Here is a 17,201-nt window from a genome sequence, read left to right as displayed (position 1 = left end):
CTCGCCCGGATGATCAGTAGGACCGCGGCATTCCGAGATCATGAATGGCGATGAAGTTCAAAATCATCTCTTCCGAGACGGGTGCGAAGCGGAACAAACGTGCATCCCGCCAGAGCCGTTCAAGATGAGACTCAGTAGCATACCCCATGCCGCCCATGGCCTGCATCGATCTTTCCGTCGCATTCGCGACCGCCTGCGCTGCAATCAGCTTCGCCGCATTGGCCTCGCTTCCGAACGGCTCACCGATATCAAACTGGGCGGCGGCCTTGTAGTTGAGCAGACGGGCGGATTCAATTTCCGCCTTTGCCTGGGCGAGAGGAAACTGGACTCCCTGATAGGCGCTCACCGGTTTATCGCCGAAAACCTTCCGGTCATTCGCATAGGCGACAGCGAGGCGGAGAGCGAGATCCCCGGCGCCGACCAGTCCAGCTGTTGTCACGATACGCTCTGTATTCAGGGTATCAAGCAGTTCCTTCCATCCGCCATGCAATGTTCCGACAAGTTCTTCCGGCTCGATCCGGACCTCGTCAAAGAAAACAGAACAGGAAGACAGGGTACGCGTCCCGACCTTGTCAATCGGATGATATGTCAGGCCCTCACGGTCCACATCAATCATGAACATGGATAGGCCGTCCGTGCGCTTTTGAACGTCCTCGACCTTTTTTGTCCGCGCAATGACCAGCATCTTCTGGGCCTGGTCAACCGCCGTAATCCAGAGTTTCTCGCCATTCAGGCGCCAGCCGTCACCATCCTCATCCGCGAATGTTTTAAGTTCCAGACTGTTGCTTCCCGCCCGCGCCTCAGTCAAGGCCATGCAGAAGTTGATCTCGCCGGAGACCAGCTTCGGCAGAAGCTCCTGCTTCATTTTTTCCGTGCCGTATTTGGAAATCGTCACGCCCCCGAATATCGGATTGATCATGAAGAGCTGACCAAGCGTCGATCCGCCGCCGCTGGCCGAGAGATTCTCGACAATCAATGCCATTTCCAGCATTCCCTGACCTGCCCCACCATACTCCTCGGGCAGCGCAACGCCCGCCAATCCGGCACCACAAACTGCCTGCCACAGCTCTGTCGGAAAGGCCTTTTTCTCATCCTGCTCCCGCCAATAGCTGAGACCGAATTCCTCACCGATCCGATAGGCGGTCGTGGCAATCATCTTTTGCTCTTCGGATAACCGGAAATCCATTGTTCTTCCCTTTTCTAGTTGACCAGCAATCTAAGCGGCTTTTCAAGATATGATTTTATTGAGTTCAGGAAGGCAAGGCCGCTCACGCCATCGAAAATTCGATGGTCGCAGGACAGCACCAACCCCATTTCCTGCTTCAGGACCGGCTTGCCTTTCTTGTTGGGCCGGAAAATCTCGCGAATACTTCCAACGCCGAGGATGGAGGACTGCCCGGGATTGATAATCGAACTCATGTAGGTGACATCGAACATACCGGCGTTGGAGACCGTCGTGGCGCCGCCGGTCATATCTTCCGCCGATAACCGGCCATCCCTCGTCTTTCCGACCATGGTCCGGGCAACCGCCGCGATTGACGCGATACTGCGCCCCTTCAGATCCCGAACGAGGGGGGCATAAAGGCCATTTTCCGTATTGACGGCAACGCCGACATCAATAGATCCAAGCGACAGAATTTCGCCGTCCTGCCAGACGCAGTTCGCCTTTTCATTATCCGCAAGCGCCCTCGCAACAGCTGCAATAACAAGATGGTTTATGCTTATCTTCAGGCCTTCATTCTCGTCATTCAATTGCTTCCTGAGAGTCAGCAATCTTCCGGCGTCGACCTCCGTCGACAGATAGAAATGCGGTGTGTCCCGTTTCGCTTCCGTCAGCCGCCTTGCAACCGTTGCCTCATAGGATGTCGGACTGCGCCGTTCATTTGCAGCGGAGACGGCCGATGCTGTTCCCCCTGCAACAGCGCGTCGCACATCTTCCGCCTTGATGCGACCCCGCGGGCCAGACCCCGAAACGAGACTGAGATCAATATGATTCTGGCGCGCAATACGCTTTGCGAGCGGCGTCGCAATAATCCTTGCCGAGTTGGTGCTTCTTGAAGTTTTTGGTACTGGTGCCGCGGACTTATCAGACGCGGACGATAGTTCATTTTTTTCTTCCGGCTTCGCCTCTGCGGATATGGTTTTCTGAGGGGCCGACGCCTGCCCGACATCCCACTGTGCGAGAGCAACGCCAACGGAAACGGTTTCGCCCGCTGGAACAAGGATATCATGTAATATGCCGTCAGCTGGCGCCTCGATCTCGTTGGCGATCTTTTCCGTTTCGACCACCAGGACAACATCATTTTTCTTGAAGCTGTCGCCAGGCGCGACCAGCCATTCAGAGATTGTACCCTCCGTCATGGTCAATCCCAGCTTTGGCATGATCAACTCGGTGCCGTTCGACATTCTTACTTCCCTTTGAAATTCGCGGGCCGCTTTTCCAGAAAGGCGGTGCATCCCTCATGGGCATCCTCGGAATCCAGGACGAGACCGATCAGGCTCTGCTCATAGGGCAAGGCCGCCGAAAGAGGCATGTCCGCCCCATGGAGTAATCCGCGCTTCAAAAGCTTCAGAACAAGCGGTGACTTCTGGGCAATCTTGTTGGCCTCTTCATAGACAACTGTCATCAGCTCCTCTGCGGGCACCACCTGATTGGCAAGACCAAGATCAACCGCCTCCTGCGCGCCGATCTGATCGCCTGTAAACATGAGCTGTTTTGCCCGGCATAGAGGAATCTGCCGGATTATCCGCTGTGTACCGCCAGCACCCGGAAACAGCCCAAGCGTTATCTCCGGCAGGCCCAGTCTTGATTTTTCCGAGAGGATGCGAATATCAAGCGCCAGGATGAGTTCGGTTCCCCCGCCCAGTGCCCAGCCGTTTATGGCACCGATAGTCGGCTTTTCACAGCTTTCGATCCGACGGAAAACCCGATGAATGACTTCCGCAAACTCCTGATAATGCGCGAGGCCCTGACGCGAGTTCAAATCGCTGATGTCACCACCTGCGATAAAGGCCCTGTCACCGGAGCCGGTAAAAACGATCACCCGCACGGATTCATCATTTTCAAGGGATGTGAGGGCCTCTTCCATCTCCAGAAGGGTCGGGACATCAAGGGCGTTCAGCGTTTTCGGGCGATTTATGGTGAGTGTCGCGACAGGTCCGTCTTTCTCGATCAGAATAGCTTTTTCGGCCATAATTTATTCTCCAGGTATTTAAGCGAGAACCTGCTCGACGGCGGCAATGACTTTGTCCGCATTCGGCAGATATTGACTTTCAAGTGACTTGGCGAAGGGAACCGGCATAAAGGGAGCTCCCACACGGACAATCGGCGCATCCAGCTCATCAAAGCCGATGTCCGCCATCCGGGCCGCGATCTCGGCACCAACGCCGAAGCTGGTCACGGCTTCGTGAAGGATAACCAGCCGGTGAGTGCGCGAGAGCGATTCAAGAACTGCCGCTTCATCCCATGGCTGGATGGAGCGCAAGTCGATCACCTCCGCCTCGATCTTTCTTTGGGCAAGCGTTTCTGCTGCAGCGAGCGCCGTATTAACAGGTGCACCGTAACTGACAATCGTTACATCTGTGCCCGACCGCATCGTGCGCGCTTTTCCGATCGCAACATCTTCATCGGTCTCACTCATTTCCCCTTTCAGGGAATACATCGCCTTGTTCTCGATAAAAATGACAGGATCCGGGTCCGCAATGGCGGCTTTTAGAAGCTTGTTTGCATCGGACGGATTGCTTGGCACTACGACTTTCAGTCCCGGGATATGGGCAAACCAGGCTTCAAGACACTGCGAATGCTGCGGACCGGCATTGACGCCCCCACCATGTGGTGTACGCAGCACCATGGGAACCGAGCACTGGCCACCGAACATGAAGCGCGCCTTCGCCGCCTGATTGACCAGCGCATCCATGGAAATCGCAACGAAATCCATGAACATGATTTCCACGACCGGCTTCAGCCCGCTCATGGCCGCGCCGACGGCCGCGCCGACAATGGTCGCTTCGGATATCGGCGTATCACGCACCCGCAATTCGCCATGCTTGTCCAGAAGGCCGCGCGTCACCCCAAACGGACCGCCCGCCTGGGCGACATCCTCGCCGAAGAGAACAACAGACGGATCCTCGCTCAATGCCTCGTCCAGCGCCATATTGATGGCTTTGGCATATCTCACTTCAGCCATCGTCAGAGGCCCTCCCCTGCCGTATAGACATCCGTTCTGGCACGCTCGAAATCCGGATCGCTTCCGCCGCGCCCGGCGTCAACCGCATTTGAAATCTTCTGATTTATCTTGTCGCGGACAGACTGCATTTCTTTTTTTGTTACCCGTCTCGTCGCAATCAGTTTTTCGAACTTGGCAATCGGGTCATGCTCGGAGAGTGAGGTCATTTCCTCCTCCGTGCGATACTTCTGCGGATCACCCTCAAAATGACCCCGGACGCGATGTGTTATGCATTCCAGAAGCTGCGGGCCGTCGCCCCGGCGCGCGGCAGCGGTCAGTTCTTCCGCTGCCTTGTGAACTTCCAGAATCTCGTTCCCGTCGACGCATTGCGACGAGATATCGAATGCCGTGGCGAGATCTCTTACATTGGCCACGAACTGGAGGTTTGCCGGAGAAAATTCAGACCACCCATTATTCTCACAAATGAAGAGAACCGGCAGCTTCCACAGCGCAGCCAGATTGAAACTCTCGTGAAGAACGCCTTCCGCAAGGGCGCCATCCCCGAAAAACACAACGGCAATCGCATCGTTCTTCCTGACCTGATGCGCGAGCGCGCTGCCGATGGCGAGCGGAATACCGGCACCGACAATGCCGTTTGCCCCCAGCATCCCGACGGACATGTCCGCCACATGCATGGAGCCGCCCCGACCACCGCAAATGCCTTCTTCCTTGCCCATAATTTCAAGGAAGAAGCTCTCAAGCTCAACGCCCTTCGACAAGGCATGCCCGTGACCGCGATGATTGGATGCCAGTGTATCTTGCTTTTCCAGAGCGGAGGTAACGCCGACGCACACGGCCTCCTGTCCGACACTTAAGTGGATAAAACCAGGAACTTCGCCATCGGCGAATAATGAGGACAGTTTATTCTCGGCCTCCCGGACCAGCAGCATCCGTTCGTAAAAATCCAGCAACTGCGCTTTGGAAGCAGATTTTCCTGCTTTTGTTGATTTCATCCCGCGCCCCTAATTTGACAAGGCATTATAAATATCTTGATTATATTTCTATATGAGAATAGTTTTCTGTCAAGAGAATATCCTGTTAGCAAAAGCATATTGACTTTGATGACAGAAACGCATGCGATGATTGGATTTAATTGGCTTTCTTGTTACATTTCAATCGTGCTAGGATTTGCTGTTCGTTGAGTAGGGATTAAGTTCCAAATTGCCCGAATGAAAACAAGATTGTTGCGTTTTAAGTGATAAAAATACGATGCAAATAATACGAATAGCCCTGTACTATGGATAGTGAAACAATTCCCCAAACCAAGCTGGTTGGTGCTCTGGTCGGCGGCATCAGCGTCCTGCGTTACTTGAGTGCGAGCAGCTCTCCACTTGGCGTGACGCAAGTTGCCCGCGATCTGAATATTAATCCGAGCACCTGTTTTAACCTGCTCAGGACACTGGTTCATGAAGGGCTTGTCGTTTTTAATCCGGACACAAAAACATACCAGATCGGTCTTGGGCTGGTTGAAATTGCGCATTCTGCCCTCAATGGTGCCAGCCTTGTACGGCTGGTGCAGCCGCTGCTCGATAAAATTTCAGTCGAAAATCAGGTAACCCTCACCTTGTGGCAAAAAATGCAGGATGACCGCGTTATGCTGATTGCCAATTCGGGGCCGGGCTCCGTTATCAGTATCAATATGAATGTCGGTCAGCGCCTGCCCTGCTTTGTCGGCGCTCTCGGTCGCTGCTATGCCGCCTTTTCCGGCCTGTCGAAACAACAACTCAAATCGGCCTATTCCAAGATACGCATCGAGAACCCTGTTCCTTTTGAAGAATGGTATGACAGTCTGGCCGATGTCCGGGAGAGCAAATGTGCAATTGACGAGGGCAACTTCTCGCAAGGATTCACTACTGTTTCTGCCCCCGTGTTCGATGCAGAGAACCGTCCCGCTATGACTATCAGCGCCGTCGCAGTCACTGCACAACTCGATAAAAAGAAACTGGAAAAAATAGCAGAGGCGGTGAAGCAGACGGCCGCAACCGTCACGGCCGCAATTCAGGGAATGCCCCAGAAAAGCTAAGCAAAAAAGGATGAACGGGATAATCCCGCTCATCCCGACATTTCTTACTGACCCAATGTCGCCGGATCAACTTTCGCGAAGACTTCATTCCAGAGCATGTCGGCCATCGCCGCATTATCCCCTTTGATGGGTTCGAACTTTGCTTCCCATTTTTCAATCAGCTCGACGAACTTGTCCATCAACGGTTCCGGATCCGCAATTTTATATTGCGTTTTGGCCGTTTCAATCACGGTCGCCCGGTCGGTCTTCAGGAACTCGCTCACTGAGTTTTTAAGCCCTTCAGATGGCTCGATCAGTTCCACACCTTTTTCTTCCAGCATTGCTTCGGCTTCAGCGTCCTTCACCATATAGCCCGCAGATGTGTCAATCAGGCCAATGGCAGCATTTTTCATGAGGATTTCACGCTCTGGAACACTGAGTGTATCCCAGTATTTTGCACTAATGGAGAAAATACCCCATGACCGATATGTACCAAGATTAAGGATTGTCGCCTTCTTTGCGATATCCCAGATGCTGTGGCTTTTCATCGCACCAATCGGCTGCATCACAACATCCACCTGGCCGCGGGAAATGGATTCATACATTTCACTGGACGGCATGGAAACAGGAATAGCGCCCACATAGTCCAGCCAGCGAGACCACAGCGCCCCGGCCGCGCGAATCCTCATGCCTTTCAGTGATTCCAGCTCGCTGACGTCTTCCTTGCCGAGCAGCTGATACGCGGACGTACTGGCAGATCCGAGAACCACGAGTCCATTTCTCTTGTAGTCATCCAGGCAGCCCTGGCAGTGCAGGAAGTTGAACTCCGTTACCGCGGCGGAAACGGCCGGTGGGTAGGTGCCATAAATCGCCATATCCGCGATCAGGCTTGCGTAAGGGAATTCAGCCGGATAATAGCCAAAGACAATCTGACCGACATCGGCCACGCCGTCCCGCAGCCCCTGAACCATGTTTTTACCGCCGAGCAGAGAGCCGCCGGCGAAAAGCTTGAAGGTAAGCTCACCGTTTGAATCTTTCTCTACCCGCTCGATAAACGGCTCTGCACCAAATTCAACGACCGGGTTCTTCGGTGACAGGAAGGACGCGAACCGTCCCTGATCTTTCGCGAGCGCCGTCCCGGACAGGGCAACAGAAGCCGCGAGGGCCAGTCCCGTCACTAGCGACGTGTTGGATATTCTTTTTATCATAATTACTTATCCTCTCTTTTTTATTTTAGTTGGTTTTACGGGTTAAAGTTTCGATTTTACGGATACCGTCAGTTCATCAACTGCGGCAGCCACAGGCTTATTTCCGGGAAAATGATCAGCAGCGACATGGTGATCAGGTCTGCGACAAGGAACCACAAAATTCCCCGGAATATGGTGATTGTTGAAATGGCATCCCCCACGATCCCCTTGATGACGAACACATTGAGACCGACAGGAGGCGTTATCAATGCGATCTCCAGAAACTTGGCAATCAGGATGCCGAACCAGATCAAGTTGATATCGGAGGCTTCCGCGACCGGCAGAAAGATCGGCAGCGTCAGTAGCATGATACCGATGGGATCCAGAAACATACCCAGAAGCAGATAGACCACGGCCATTCCCGCCAGAATCATCAGTGGACTGACCGCCGAAGCCAGAACGAAATCCGACAGAAAGTCCGGTATGCCGGTCAGGGCCAGAAAGCGGGTCAGGATAGCGGCGCCGATGGCGATCACGAAAATAGCCGCCGTACTCACCAGCGTCTCGGAGACCGACTTCCTGATCAGTTCAAGGTTGAGCTTACGCCGGATTGCCGCGACCACAAAGGCGAGCAAGGCACCAACGGCCCCCGCCTCCGTAGGTGTAAACACGCCAATAAACAACCCACCGATAACGGCGAATATGATCACCAGCAACGGCCAGGTCTCACCCAGCGAGTAGAACCGCTCATGCCAGGTTGGGAGCAGGTCCTTATCCGGCGCCAGAGCTGGATTTGCCTTCACACGGATTACAACCATTCCTGCAAACATTACCGCGGTGAGCAAGCCTGGTATGATGCCGGCCACAAAAAGCTGACCGATGGGAACCTCTGCAAAGACACCATATATCAGCAGCATAATGCTGGGCGGGATCATGGACCCAATAGTCCCTGCCGCAGCCACAACGCCCGAAGCCAGACCCTTGTCATACTTATAGCGCAGCATCTCCGGCACGGCGATCCGGCCCATTGCCGCCGCGCAGGCCAGGCTCGATCCGGTGACAGCAGAGAACCCGGCGCTTGCACCGATGGAGGCAATCGCAAGCCCGCCAGGCAATGCCGACAACCATAACCGCGCTGTTCTGAACAGGCCATCCGTCATTTGAGCGTGATAGGCCACATATCCCATCAACAGGAACATAGGAACGGAACTCAGTGTCCAGTGAGCCGCAAAGTCATACGGGATCGCTGTAATAATGCCCCACATCGCACCGGAGCCAAGCAGGAAGTAGATACCAACGGCACCCACGAATCCAAGCGCCACACCCACCGGCACATAGAGCAGCATCAGCAGGACCATAACGGCCAGGCCGACAAAACCAATCTGTAAATCATTCATCGAAATGGTCTCCCGATGCAGCCTGTTCTTCGGTTTCGTGGAAAGTTTTTTCCGTGAGGTAGCGCCAAAGTTTGTAAAGCAACAGCAATACGAGGGCGCCGCAGCCGAAAGGCACAAAGAAACGTCCCGGCCAGACGGTGACCTGGGCCTCGCCCATTACATATTCGCCGATTTCATATTTGCCGACCGCATCGCCCCAGAGCCGCCATGTCAGTGCCGCGAAATAGATGGCCGAGATAATTGTCGAGAAAATCATAACCAGACGGCGACCCTGGCTTGCGAGTCCATTCGTCAGGAGCTCCACACGAATATGGCTGTTCTCCTTCTCGACCTGAGCCAGAGGCAGGAACACAATGGCGACCATCAAATAGGATGCCACCACGTCCATCGTCCATAGAAACGGCGAATTGAACAAATACTTGCTGAAAACATCGAGACTTATCTGTAAAAGCATTATCACCAATGCGGCACCTGCCAGCATGGTGAAGCTTCCCGTGATAAGGTCGAGAAACCGCTTTATCATCCGCACCTCCCAGAGCGCTTTTTCTTTTTTATATCGAGCTTAGAGATGCCGTTGGCATGCCTCTCAAAAATTCTCTTTACAGAATAATGTTTTTTATGAAGAATACAATATCTTTTTAATCTGTGGACAGAACTTTGTATTTTTAGGTATCAAAGTTAGCCATCCCAACAAAAACAGGACAAAATTGATGGACTTCACATTCACAGAAGAACAGTTGCATATCCGCGAAACAATCAAGCGGTTTTGCGAAGCGGAGATAAAGCCGCTGGTCTTCGATGCGGAAGAATCCGAATCTTTCCCAAAGGAAATGTTCAAGAAATGGGGCGATCTCGGAATACTCGGAACGCGCTACCCTGTCGAGAGCGGCGGGACCGGAATGGACAAAATCACGGACTGCATCATCCGCGAGGAATTGAGCTATGTCTGTCAGGCCTTCGCTTCCAGCATGTCCGCCCACTCCCACCTCGGCATATGGCCTATCTGGAAAGCCGGAACGGACGATCAGCGAGAACGCTTTTTCAAGCCGGCGCTTGCCGGGGACAAGATTGCAGCTTTCGGACTGAGCGAGCCGGATGTCGGCTCTAATGTCCGGGGATTGAAAACGCGGGCGGAAAAGATTGATGGCGGCTGGGTCCTGAACGGCTCGAAAATGTATATCACCAACGCGCCAATCGCCGATTTTATCCTGCTGGCCGCCAGAACCTCGCCCGAACCAACGGCAGACGCCATCAGCCTGTTTATCATTGAAATGCCGAACAAGGGATTTGACATTTCAAAACTCAAGAAAGAGGGTATTCGCAGTTCCGAGACAGGGCTAATCTTTATCAATGACGCCTTCATCCCGGACGATTGCCTTTTAGGCGGACAGACCGGCACCTACCCTGTTATCTTGGACTCGCTAACCGAGAACCGCGTCGGCGTTGCAGCCAATTCCCTGGGTATTGCCCGCGCGGCGCTGGATGCATCGATCTCTTACGCGCGTGATCGGAAAATCGGCAGCCGCAAAGTTGGCGACTTTCAGGCCATTGCGCATAAACTGGCCGATATGAGCGCCGAAATCGAAGCAGCAAAATGGATTGTCTATCATGCAGCTTGGTGCGTTGATCAGGACAAACTGACGAATGCGACCGCATCGAAAGCAAAACTGATATCATCCGAGGTGGCTCTCAGGGTAACGGAGAGTGCTATCCGGATTCACGGGGGAGCCGGTATAATGCGGGAATATCCTGTCGGCCGCTTTCATCGAGATGCTTTTGTCTATGTTATCGGCGAAGGGACAAGCGAAATTCAGCGCAACATAATTGCCCGCAGTTTGGAGCTTTAAAATAATGAACAACAATGCAACCGAATTCCAAACCCTGACATTTGAGATCAAGGACAATATCGGCCTTGTGACGCTCAATCGCCCGGAAAGCAAGAACGCGCTGGATCTGCCAATGCGTGCGGACCTGACCAAGGTGATCCTCGACATTCGCCATAACAAGGACATTGCCGCCCTTGTCATTACGGGGTCAGGCGGTGCTTTTTGCGCAGGGGGCGACCTTAAATCCTTAAGCGAAGCGCGGCGACCGACCACGACCAACCGCACCCGAATCCAAGATTTGCATCTTTGGTTCCGGGAACTCGTCGACCTTGAGCTCCCCGTCATCTCGGCGGTTGACGGCCCGGCATTTGGCGCCGGATTTAACCTCGCCCTTGCCGCGGATTTCGTATTCGCCTCACCGCGCGCCCGTTTCTGCGCTGTCTTTGGCCGGATCGGCCTTGTGCCCGATCTCGGCGGCTTTTTCCTGCTTCCGCGAATTGTCGGACTGCAGGCAGCGAAGGATATCGTTTTCACCGCCCGAACGTTGAAGCCGGAGGAGGCGAAATCACTTGGGATCGTTCGCGAGATTGTACCGGAAGATGATCTTCTTGCGCATGCCATGGCGTTTGCTGGCCAGTTCAAGAGCGCGTCCCGGGATGCCATCGGAATGGCAAAGACAATCCTCAACAAATCATCGGAGCTGGATCAACGCGCGCTTTCCGAAATGGAGAGCTATGCCCAAGCGATATGCCTGGATACGGAATATCACCATGATGCCGTTTCCCGGTTCCTCAAAAAAGAACCCCTGAAATTTAACTGGGACACTGAAAAAATAAAATAACGAGGCCCTTTAAATGAAAAAAGCAATTATCACGGGCGCCTATGACACCGATGTCGGGGAGCTCCATGGCAGCAGCAGCATGGGATTACATGCGGAAGCCGCCCTCGGGGCGATCGCCGATGCGGGACTGAATAAGGCGGATATCGACGGTGTGCTCTGCGCCTATTCCTTTACCGAACCACATCTCATGCTAAGCTCGGTTTTCTGCGAATATATGAATATCCAGCCGAAATTTAACGCCGCCATTGAAGTTGGTGGCGCGACCGCCTGCGTCATGGTGATGCAGGCCGCGGCCCTTGTGGAAAGCGGGATGTGTCGCAACGTTCTGGTTGTCACTGGTGATAACCGATTGACCGGCATGCCGAAGGGCGGCGCGGTCGCCACTCTCGCAAAGGTCGGTCACGCCCAGTATGAGCACCCCTACGGTATGTCCGTTCCCGCCGCCTACGCCCTCGTCGCCAATCATTACATGAATGAATATGGCACCACGTCTGAGCAGTTGGCCTCAATATCCGTCTCCGCCCGCGAACATGCCATACGCAATACGAAGGCACATAGAAGAACACCCATCACCATTGAGGATGTGTTGAAGAGCCGCATGATTGCCAGCCCGCTTCACGTTCTGGACTGCTGCCTCATTTCAGACGGCGGCGCGGCGATCATTGTCAGCGCGGCGGAGACCGGAGCCGACGCAGCGAAAAGGCCGATCGAGATTCTGGGAACGGGCCAAGGACATACGCATGAACATATCATGGCTGCCCCTTCCCTCAGTGATTTTGGCTGCAAACATGCGGCGCATACGGCATTTGGGCGCGCCGGCATTACGGCGAAAGACGTGGATGTCGCCGAAATATATGACTCCTTCACCATCACCCTTCTGGTAGAGCTGGAATCCATCGGCTTTTTTGAGCGCGGCGAAGCGGGTCCTGCCTGTCTTTCCGGCGCGCTAAAACTGGACGGCCAACTTCCCTGCAACACGCATGGCGGCCTGATGAGCTATGGCCATTCCGGGGCAGCAGGCGGCATGTTCCATGTTGTGGAGGCCGTCCGTCAATTGCGCCATGAGGCGGAGGGACGGCAGGTCAAGGACAGCGAAATCGCCTTTGTCCATGGGGACGGCGGCATTCTATCCGCCCATTGCTCACTCGTTTTCGGGAGGACATGAAAATGACCGAAAAGCCAATTCCAGTCCCCAATCCCGATTCCATTGAATTCTGGAAGGCCTGCAATGAGGAAAAATTCCTTATCCAGACCTGTAACTCCTGCGGAAAGAACCAGTTCTATCCGCGCGCGATCTGCAAACATTGCCATGGCAGTGACCTAGATTGGCAACCGGTCAGTGGCCGGGGAAAGGTCAAGACCTTTACCATCGTAAACCATGCGCCAAGCCCGGCTTTCAAGGAAGACCTGCCCTATGTGCTGGCATTGATCGATCTGGAGGAAGGCGTCCGTGCGATGATGAATGTTATCGGGTGTGATGTCGCGGATGTTTATATCGGCATGGCTATCGAGCTAACGTTCGAGGCACGCGGCGATCAGAAAATCCCCCAGGCAAAAGCAATTTGAAATGAGACCAATGCTGACATTTGAAAAATTAACACCGGGAGACAATCTCGGGACCAATACCCAGTATTTCGATGATGACGTCGCTGCGGATTGGCTCGAACTGTTTCCGGAAGATAAAAAGGATCTGCCGGAGCTACCGCCAGGCATGATTTCCGCAATCACCATGCGCGCCTTTCTCGCGACGGCGCAGCCGCGCCCGAAAGGCAATATTCATGGTACACAGGAATTCACGGTGCATAAATTTCCTAAACTCGGAGATAAAATTATCACCACAACCCTCTGTAAGAAAAAAGAAACCCGGAAGAATAACAACTGGGTCTATTTCGAAACACAATCCCATGACCAGAACGGCGAACTGTTGTTCACCGGTTCCATGGGCATCATCTGGGGAGGGTGAGATGCAGAACCTTATTGAAAGCAGCCTCACGGTCGATCATTCGACAATTCAGAAATATGCGAAGATCACGAATGACTATAACCCCATTCATGTTGATCCGGAATTTGCCAAGAATACGCCGTTTGGCGATGTGATCGCCCATGGAACGATGTCACTCTCCCTCATCTGGCAATCCGCCGCCCGCAGCTTCGGCAAGGATGCCGTCGCCGCGGCGAAACTGAACATTCGCTTCTCAAAGCCCGTGCGGAACGGCGATACGGTCACGGCCGGCGGTCACCAGTCAGCCGATCATCCGAACCGGTATGAGGTTTTCGTAAAGACACAGAATGATGATGTCGTGATAAAGGGCTGGCTTGAGCTTTAATCGGCCCCTGGTTTCTCACATAACGAATAAAGGCACCGAGAAATGATCTGGACGCATGAACATGATGAGCTGAGAAGCGTTACACGCAAGATCATCGACCAACATATCAACCCCTATGTTGATCAATGGGAGGAAGAAGGAATTTTTCCGGCCCATCAGGTTATGAAAAAGCTTGGCGAGGCAGGCCTGCTTGGGATTGGAAAGCCGACCGAATATGGTGGCTCCGCTCTCGATTTTTCATTCGAGGTCGCCTTTGCCGAGGAACTTGGCAATCTCAGGACCATGGGAATTTGCTCCGCTATTGGCGTTCAGACCAACATGTGCACACCGGCTCTTACAAACTATGGCTCTGAAGAACTGAAAGCCGAGTATCTCGCGCCGACGATCGCCGGAGATCTCGTCGGCTGTATCGGCGTTAGTGAAGCCGGCGCAGGGTCGGATGTTGCCAACATCAAAACCACCGCCGTGAAGGACGGAGACGACTACATCATCAACGGCAGCAAAATGTGGATCACCAATGGTGTTCAGGGCGACTGGATTTGTCTTCTGGTTAACACTTCAGGCGAAAACGGACCGCACCGCAACAAATCGCTGATCGTCGTCCCGCTGAAATCGAAAGGCGTCTCCGTCGGCAAGAAGCTTGATAAAGTCGGCTATAAATCCTCAGATACCGCCCTTCTCTTCTTCGATGACGTTCGCGTCCCACAGCGGAACCTGATCGGAGAGGAAGGCAAGGGCTTCATATACCAGATGCAACAGTTCCAGGAGGAACGTCTGTTCGTCGTTGCCCGTTCCATCCGCTTTCTGGAAATTGCGATTGAGGAGACCGTCGAATATCTCTCCCAGCGCGTCGCTTTCGGCAAACCATTGCTGGACAACCAGATCATCCATTTCAAGATTGCGGAGTTCCAGTCGAAAATCGAGTCCGTGCGCGCGCTCCTATATCAGGCCACCGAGAAATATGTAGCAGGCGAGAATGTCACCAAACTTGCAAGCATGGCGAAATTCCTCATTGGCCGGCTTTCTATGGAAATTCCGGTGGAACTGACTCAGTTCTGGGGTGGTCAGGGCTTCATGAATGAAACCTTCATTTCCCGCGTATATCGGGAAGCCCGGCAAACAGCTGTCGGCGGGGGTGCGAATGAAGTGATGCTTCAGGTCATCTGCAAGGAACTGGGCATCATGCCCTCGCAGAAGTAATATTTCACGGGTTCTTTGATGTCTGAATTGCTCCAGGAATATCGCGCTCTTGACCGGTTTGTAAGTAAACTCGGCCCGGATGGCTTCAATAAGCTGACGCCCGGAACGACCCGAAGCGTCTATGATCAGCTCAGCCATATCGCCTATTTTGACAAGGTATCGCTTCTTGCCATCGAAAATCCTGCGGCTTTCGCCGACCTTGCCGAGGAGTTTGCACCAAAATTTACCGAAAAGCCTCTTGCCGAGACTGTCCGTGAATATCTTGCCATTCACGATCCCGAAGAACTGATCGATGTTTGGCGCGGCTGGTACGAGCGGCTTTCGGCGCATCTTGATGATCTACCGGACAAAGGCCGGCTACCCTGGTTTGGCCCGGATATGAGCGTGAAATCATTCGCGACCGCGCGCTTAGCGCAAACCTGGGCACATGGACAGGACATTTATGATGCCCTCGGTCATCAGCGCGATCACACTGACCGCATAAAGAATATCGCGCATCTTGGCGTTATCACTTTTGACTGGTCCTTCACCAACCGGAACATGACACCGCCGGAGACAAAAGTGCGCGTCGAGCTTGTTTCTCCATCGGGTGCCAACTGGCTATGGAACGACCACCCGGACCTTCCGAGCATTGTCGGACGGGCCGAGGAATTCTGCCTTGTGGCAACACAGCGGCGGAATATTCGGGACACGGACCTGGAGATAACGGGTGCGGACGCCATGCTCTGGATGGAGAATTGCCAGTGTTTTGCCGGTCCTCCCCTAACCGGTCCCGAACAAGGGGTTCGGCTGCAAAATTACGCCGGATAGAAGCGGCTATTTTTTAAGGCTCTTGTCGCAAATAAAACCCCCTACCTAGACCCTCCTCTCAGCCGCAAGCCCATTCCTTAGGATGAACCTATTGTTGATAAACGAAAAAATGAGCATAGGTCATATATAGAAGGTATGTGAACTGTCGGCGCGTGTTGCCCGGCAAGCAAAAATCTAGGAGGTTTTATGTCTACACCTGACAAGGACAATGAAACATACAAGGTTCGCGAAGTCGTCGGTCGATTTGACGACACGACCCAGTTCGAAGATGCCATTGAAAGTGTAGAAAAATCAGGGACGGATCGCGCCGCGATCAACCTGATGGCCAGTCATGATGCGGTAAAGGCCAAACTCGGCCATAGATACGAATCGATTGCGGAATTCAAGGATACCCAGAATATTCCCCGGCAGCTCTTCGCTGACAGACACGAGAGGGCGGAAGGCAGAGCAGCCGTCATGGGCATACCCATGTATATTGGCGGCGCAGGCGCTGGCATGGCCGTGGTTGCTTCCGGTGGGACGCTCGCCTTTGCCGCTCTTATCGCGGCCGCGGGTGCAGCAGCGGGCGCCGGCATAGGGTCCCTCGCGGCGCTCGCCATCTCAAAACAACAGGCGGACAACCTCTCAGACCATCTGTCGAGTGGCGGCCTGCTCTTATGGGTGGAAGTCCGGGATGAAGAGCACGAGAAGGAAGTCATTTCAATTCTTGAAAAAGCGGGTGGTCAGGACGTCCAGGCCCTTTCAATCACCCGGAGCTGGGGGACTGACGACATCCCGTTGCATGACTTCAACCCCGACCCCTTGCTGCGTTAACTCTCACATCAATTTGCGGCGAGAACACTCCCTACCCTGCCAGGTCAATGCATCGTTGTGCTTTGATGATTCGTATAGACTTTCAGATTAACGCCACTCTTGGTGACGGTGCGCGTGAGTGGGATTGTCTGTAAAACGGCTGTCCTTATCGGCACGACAAGACCCGTTTTCTTGAGTTCATTGGCCCAGCCTGAAATCACGGTATGGGCAATACGGGTGGTCGCCGGCTGAAGAAAATCAGAAATAAGGTCCGAGATATATGACTCGCTACCGGATTGCGCCAGCGCCAGTGACTGCAATAGCCGCCATTCATCCAGGGAAATGCCGTCACAACACGGGCAGCGGATATCAACGGTGCGGCTGTGACCAGCGACGACCAGCGACAAGAAATTATCCAGTGACATCAAGCCCTCGGGACATTTCGCGCGCGAATATGCCTCCCTGAGCGTTTCGTAGGGAGAGTAATTCTGTTGCAGCCCATCGGCCCAGAACCTCATGCCCCAGAGCGTCAGCTGTTCCGGAAAATATAGATCTGTCAGATTGTTTGGTTTTAAATTTGGGGAGGTCATTTC

At 53.7% G+C, this 17,201-nt stretch carries 19 protein-coding genes; 10 read left to right on the top strand and 9 right to left on the bottom strand.

The features are described from left to right. Positions 1-13 precede the first annotated feature (13 nt). The 5 genes from AAC599_RS15955 to AAC599_RS15935 are packed head-to-tail and all read right to left on the bottom strand — an operon-like array spanning position 14 to position 5,179. The gene (locus AAC599_RS15955) at positions 14-1,186 is read right to left on the bottom strand and encodes an acyl-CoA dehydrogenase family protein (protein ID WP_340151402.1); all 1,173 of its coding nucleotides are present in this window, start codon (positions 1,184-1,186) and stop codon (positions 14-16) included. Between the two features lie 14 nt (positions 1,187-1,200). Next, positions 1,201-2,406, bottom strand: a complete 1,206-nt coding sequence (locus AAC599_RS15950; protein ID WP_340151401.1) for a dihydrolipoamide acetyltransferase family protein — start codon at positions 2,404-2,406, stop codon at positions 1,201-1,203. Positions 2,407-2,408: 2 nt separating this feature from the next. Continuing rightward, the gene (locus AAC599_RS15945) at positions 2,409-3,194 is read right to left on the bottom strand and encodes an enoyl-CoA hydratase-related protein (protein ID WP_340151400.1); all 786 of its coding nucleotides are present in this window, start codon (positions 3,192-3,194) and stop codon (positions 2,409-2,411) included. A gap of 18 nt (positions 3,195-3,212) precedes the next feature. Next, entirely contained in the window at positions 3,213-4,187 is a 975-nt protein-coding gene (locus AAC599_RS15940; protein ID WP_340151399.1) for an alpha-ketoacid dehydrogenase subunit beta, read from the bottom strand. Positions 4,188-4,189: 2 nt separating this feature from the next. Next, positions 4,190-5,179 (bottom strand): thiamine pyrophosphate-dependent dehydrogenase E1 component subunit alpha, encoded by a 990-nt coding sequence (locus tag AAC599_RS15935; protein WP_340151398.1) that lies wholly within the window; start codon positions 5,177-5,179, stop codon positions 4,190-4,192. A gap of 284 nt (positions 5,180-5,463) precedes the next feature. Here AAC599_RS15935 and AAC599_RS15930 point away from each other — a divergent pair, with 284 nt between their 5' ends. Further along, positions 5,464-6,249: an IclR family transcriptional regulator gene (locus tag AAC599_RS15930; RefSeq protein WP_340151397.1), complete on the top strand. Its 786-nt coding sequence runs from the start codon at positions 5,464-5,466 to the stop codon at positions 6,247-6,249. Positions 6,250-6,293: 44 nt separating this feature from the next. Here AAC599_RS15930 and AAC599_RS15925 read toward each other — a convergent pair whose 3' ends face one another. The 3 genes from AAC599_RS15925 to AAC599_RS15915 all read right to left on the bottom strand — a co-directional run bounded on the left by AAC599_RS15925 (position 6,294) and on the right by AAC599_RS15915 (position 9,335). Beyond that, positions 6,294-7,436, bottom strand: a complete 1,143-nt coding sequence (locus AAC599_RS15925) for a C4-dicarboxylate TRAP transporter substrate-binding protein (protein WP_340151396.1) — start codon at positions 7,434-7,436, stop codon at positions 6,294-6,296. A gap of 68 nt (positions 7,437-7,504) precedes the next feature. Next, a complete protein-coding gene (locus tag AAC599_RS15920; protein WP_340151395.1) occupies positions 7,505-8,812 on the bottom strand; it encodes a TRAP transporter large permease in 1,308 nt (435 codons plus the stop codon). Further along, entirely contained in the window at positions 8,805-9,335 is a 531-nt protein-coding gene (locus AAC599_RS15915) for a TRAP transporter small permease (RefSeq protein WP_293963299.1), read from the bottom strand. Before AAC599_RS15915 ends, AAC599_RS15920 begins: the two co-directional genes overlap by 8 nt. Before the next feature lie 187 nt (positions 9,336-9,522). Here AAC599_RS15915 and AAC599_RS15910 point away from each other — a divergent pair, with 187 nt between their 5' ends. The 9 genes from AAC599_RS15910 to AAC599_RS15870 all read left to right on the top strand — a co-directional run bounded on the left by AAC599_RS15910 (position 9,523) and on the right by AAC599_RS15870 (position 16,629). Continuing rightward, a complete protein-coding gene (locus AAC599_RS15910) occupies positions 9,523-10,659 on the top strand; it encodes an acyl-CoA dehydrogenase family protein (RefSeq protein ID WP_340151394.1) in 1,137 nt (378 codons plus the stop codon). Positions 10,660-10,663: 4 nt separating this feature from the next. Next, a complete protein-coding gene (locus tag AAC599_RS15905; protein WP_340151393.1) occupies positions 10,664-11,479 on the top strand; it encodes an enoyl-CoA hydratase/isomerase family protein in 816 nt (271 codons plus the stop codon). A gap of 13 nt (positions 11,480-11,492) precedes the next feature. Continuing rightward, positions 11,493-12,644 (top strand): thiolase family protein, encoded by a 1,152-nt coding sequence (locus AAC599_RS15900; RefSeq protein WP_340151392.1) that lies wholly within the window; start codon positions 11,493-11,495, stop codon positions 12,642-12,644. Positions 12,645-12,646: 2 nt separating this feature from the next. Then, a complete protein-coding gene (locus tag AAC599_RS15895) occupies positions 12,647-13,045 on the top strand; it encodes a Zn-ribbon domain-containing OB-fold protein (RefSeq protein ID WP_340151391.1) in 399 nt (132 codons plus the stop codon). Between the two features lie 10 nt (positions 13,046-13,055). After that, on the top strand, positions 13,056-13,442 hold the full coding sequence (locus AAC599_RS15890) for a hypothetical protein (RefSeq protein ID WP_340151390.1): 387 nt from the start codon (positions 13,056-13,058) through the stop codon (positions 13,440-13,442). 1 nt (position 13,443) lies between these two features. Next, positions 13,444-13,806, top strand: a complete 363-nt coding sequence (locus AAC599_RS15885; RefSeq protein ID WP_340151389.1) for a MaoC family dehydratase — start codon at positions 13,444-13,446, stop codon at positions 13,804-13,806. Between the two features lie 42 nt (positions 13,807-13,848). Next, positions 13,849-15,006: an acyl-CoA dehydrogenase family protein gene (locus AAC599_RS15880; RefSeq protein WP_340151388.1), complete on the top strand. Its 1,158-nt coding sequence runs from the start codon at positions 13,849-13,851 to the stop codon at positions 15,004-15,006. A gap of 18 nt (positions 15,007-15,024) precedes the next feature. Continuing rightward, complete coding sequence (locus tag AAC599_RS15875; protein WP_340151387.1) at positions 15,025-15,816, top strand: TIGR03084 family metal-binding protein; 792 nt, start codon at positions 15,025-15,027, stop codon at positions 15,814-15,816. Between the two features lie 186 nt (positions 15,817-16,002). Then, complete coding sequence (locus AAC599_RS15870) at positions 16,003-16,629, top strand: hypothetical protein (RefSeq protein WP_340151386.1); 627 nt, start codon at positions 16,003-16,005, stop codon at positions 16,627-16,629. Positions 16,630-16,673: 44 nt separating this feature from the next. Here AAC599_RS15870 and AAC599_RS15865 read toward each other — a convergent pair whose 3' ends face one another. Then, positions 16,674-17,198: a hypothetical protein gene (locus AAC599_RS15865; RefSeq protein ID WP_340151385.1), complete on the bottom strand. Its 525-nt coding sequence runs from the start codon at positions 17,196-17,198 to the stop codon at positions 16,674-16,676. Positions 17,199-17,201 lie beyond the last annotated feature (3 nt).

Origin of the sequence: uncultured Sneathiella sp., assembly GCF_963976355.1 — a bacterium.
Lineage (GTDB): Bacteria > Pseudomonadota > Alphaproteobacteria > Sneathiellales > Sneathiellaceae > Sneathiella.
The sequence above is the reverse complement of the archived record's forward strand: the minus strand, read 5'-3'. Positions and strand labels throughout refer to the sequence as shown.

Coding starts and splice junctions, on each gene's coding strand:
- AAC599_RS15955 (WP_340151402.1), bottom strand. CDS start 1,186: ATGGATTTCCGGTTATCCGAAGAGCAAAAGATGATTGCCACGACCGCC.
- AAC599_RS15950 (WP_340151401.1), bottom strand. CDS start 2,406: ATGTCGAACGGCACCGAGTTGATCATGCCAAAGCTGGGATTGACCATG.
- AAC599_RS15945 (WP_340151400.1), bottom strand. CDS start 3,194: ATGGCCGAAAAAGCTATTCTGATCGAGAAAGACGGACCTGTCGCGACA.
- AAC599_RS15940 (WP_340151399.1), bottom strand. CDS start 4,187: ATGGCTGAAGTGAGATATGCCAAAGCCATCAATATGGCGCTGGACGAG.
- AAC599_RS15935 (WP_340151398.1), bottom strand. CDS start 5,179: ATGAAATCAACAAAAGCAGGAAAATCTGCTTCCAAAGCGCAGTTGCTG.
- AAC599_RS15930 (WP_340151397.1), top strand. CDS start 5,464: ATGGATAGTGAAACAATTCCCCAAACCAAGCTGGTTGGTGCTCTGGTC.
- AAC599_RS15925 (WP_340151396.1), bottom strand. CDS start 7,436: ATGATAAAAAGAATATCCAACACGTCGCTAGTGACGGGACTGGCCCTC.
- AAC599_RS15920 (WP_340151395.1), bottom strand. CDS start 8,812: ATGAATGATTTACAGATTGGTTTTGTCGGCCTGGCCGTTATGGTCCTG.
- AAC599_RS15915 (WP_293963299.1), bottom strand. CDS start 9,335: ATGATAAAGCGGTTTCTCGACCTTATCACGGGAAGCTTCACCATGCTG.
- AAC599_RS15910 (WP_340151394.1), top strand. CDS start 9,523: ATGGACTTCACATTCACAGAAGAACAGTTGCATATCCGCGAAACAATC.
- AAC599_RS15905 (WP_340151393.1), top strand. CDS start 10,664: ATGAACAACAATGCAACCGAATTCCAAACCCTGACATTTGAGATCAAG.
- AAC599_RS15900 (WP_340151392.1), top strand. CDS start 11,493: ATGAAAAAAGCAATTATCACGGGCGCCTATGACACCGATGTCGGGGAG.
- AAC599_RS15895 (WP_340151391.1), top strand. CDS start 12,647: ATGACCGAAAAGCCAATTCCAGTCCCCAATCCCGATTCCATTGAATTC.
- AAC599_RS15890 (WP_340151390.1), top strand. CDS start 13,056: ATGCTGACATTTGAAAAATTAACACCGGGAGACAATCTCGGGACCAAT.
- AAC599_RS15885 (WP_340151389.1), top strand. CDS start 13,444: ATGCAGAACCTTATTGAAAGCAGCCTCACGGTCGATCATTCGACAATT.
- AAC599_RS15880 (WP_340151388.1), top strand. CDS start 13,849: ATGATCTGGACGCATGAACATGATGAGCTGAGAAGCGTTACACGCAAG.
- AAC599_RS15875 (WP_340151387.1), top strand. CDS start 15,025: ATGTCTGAATTGCTCCAGGAATATCGCGCTCTTGACCGGTTTGTAAGT.
- AAC599_RS15870 (WP_340151386.1), top strand. CDS start 16,003: ATGTCTACACCTGACAAGGACAATGAAACATACAAGGTTCGCGAAGTC.
- AAC599_RS15865 (WP_340151385.1), bottom strand. CDS start 17,198: ATGACCTCCCCAAATTTAAAACCAAACAATCTGACAGATCTATATTTT.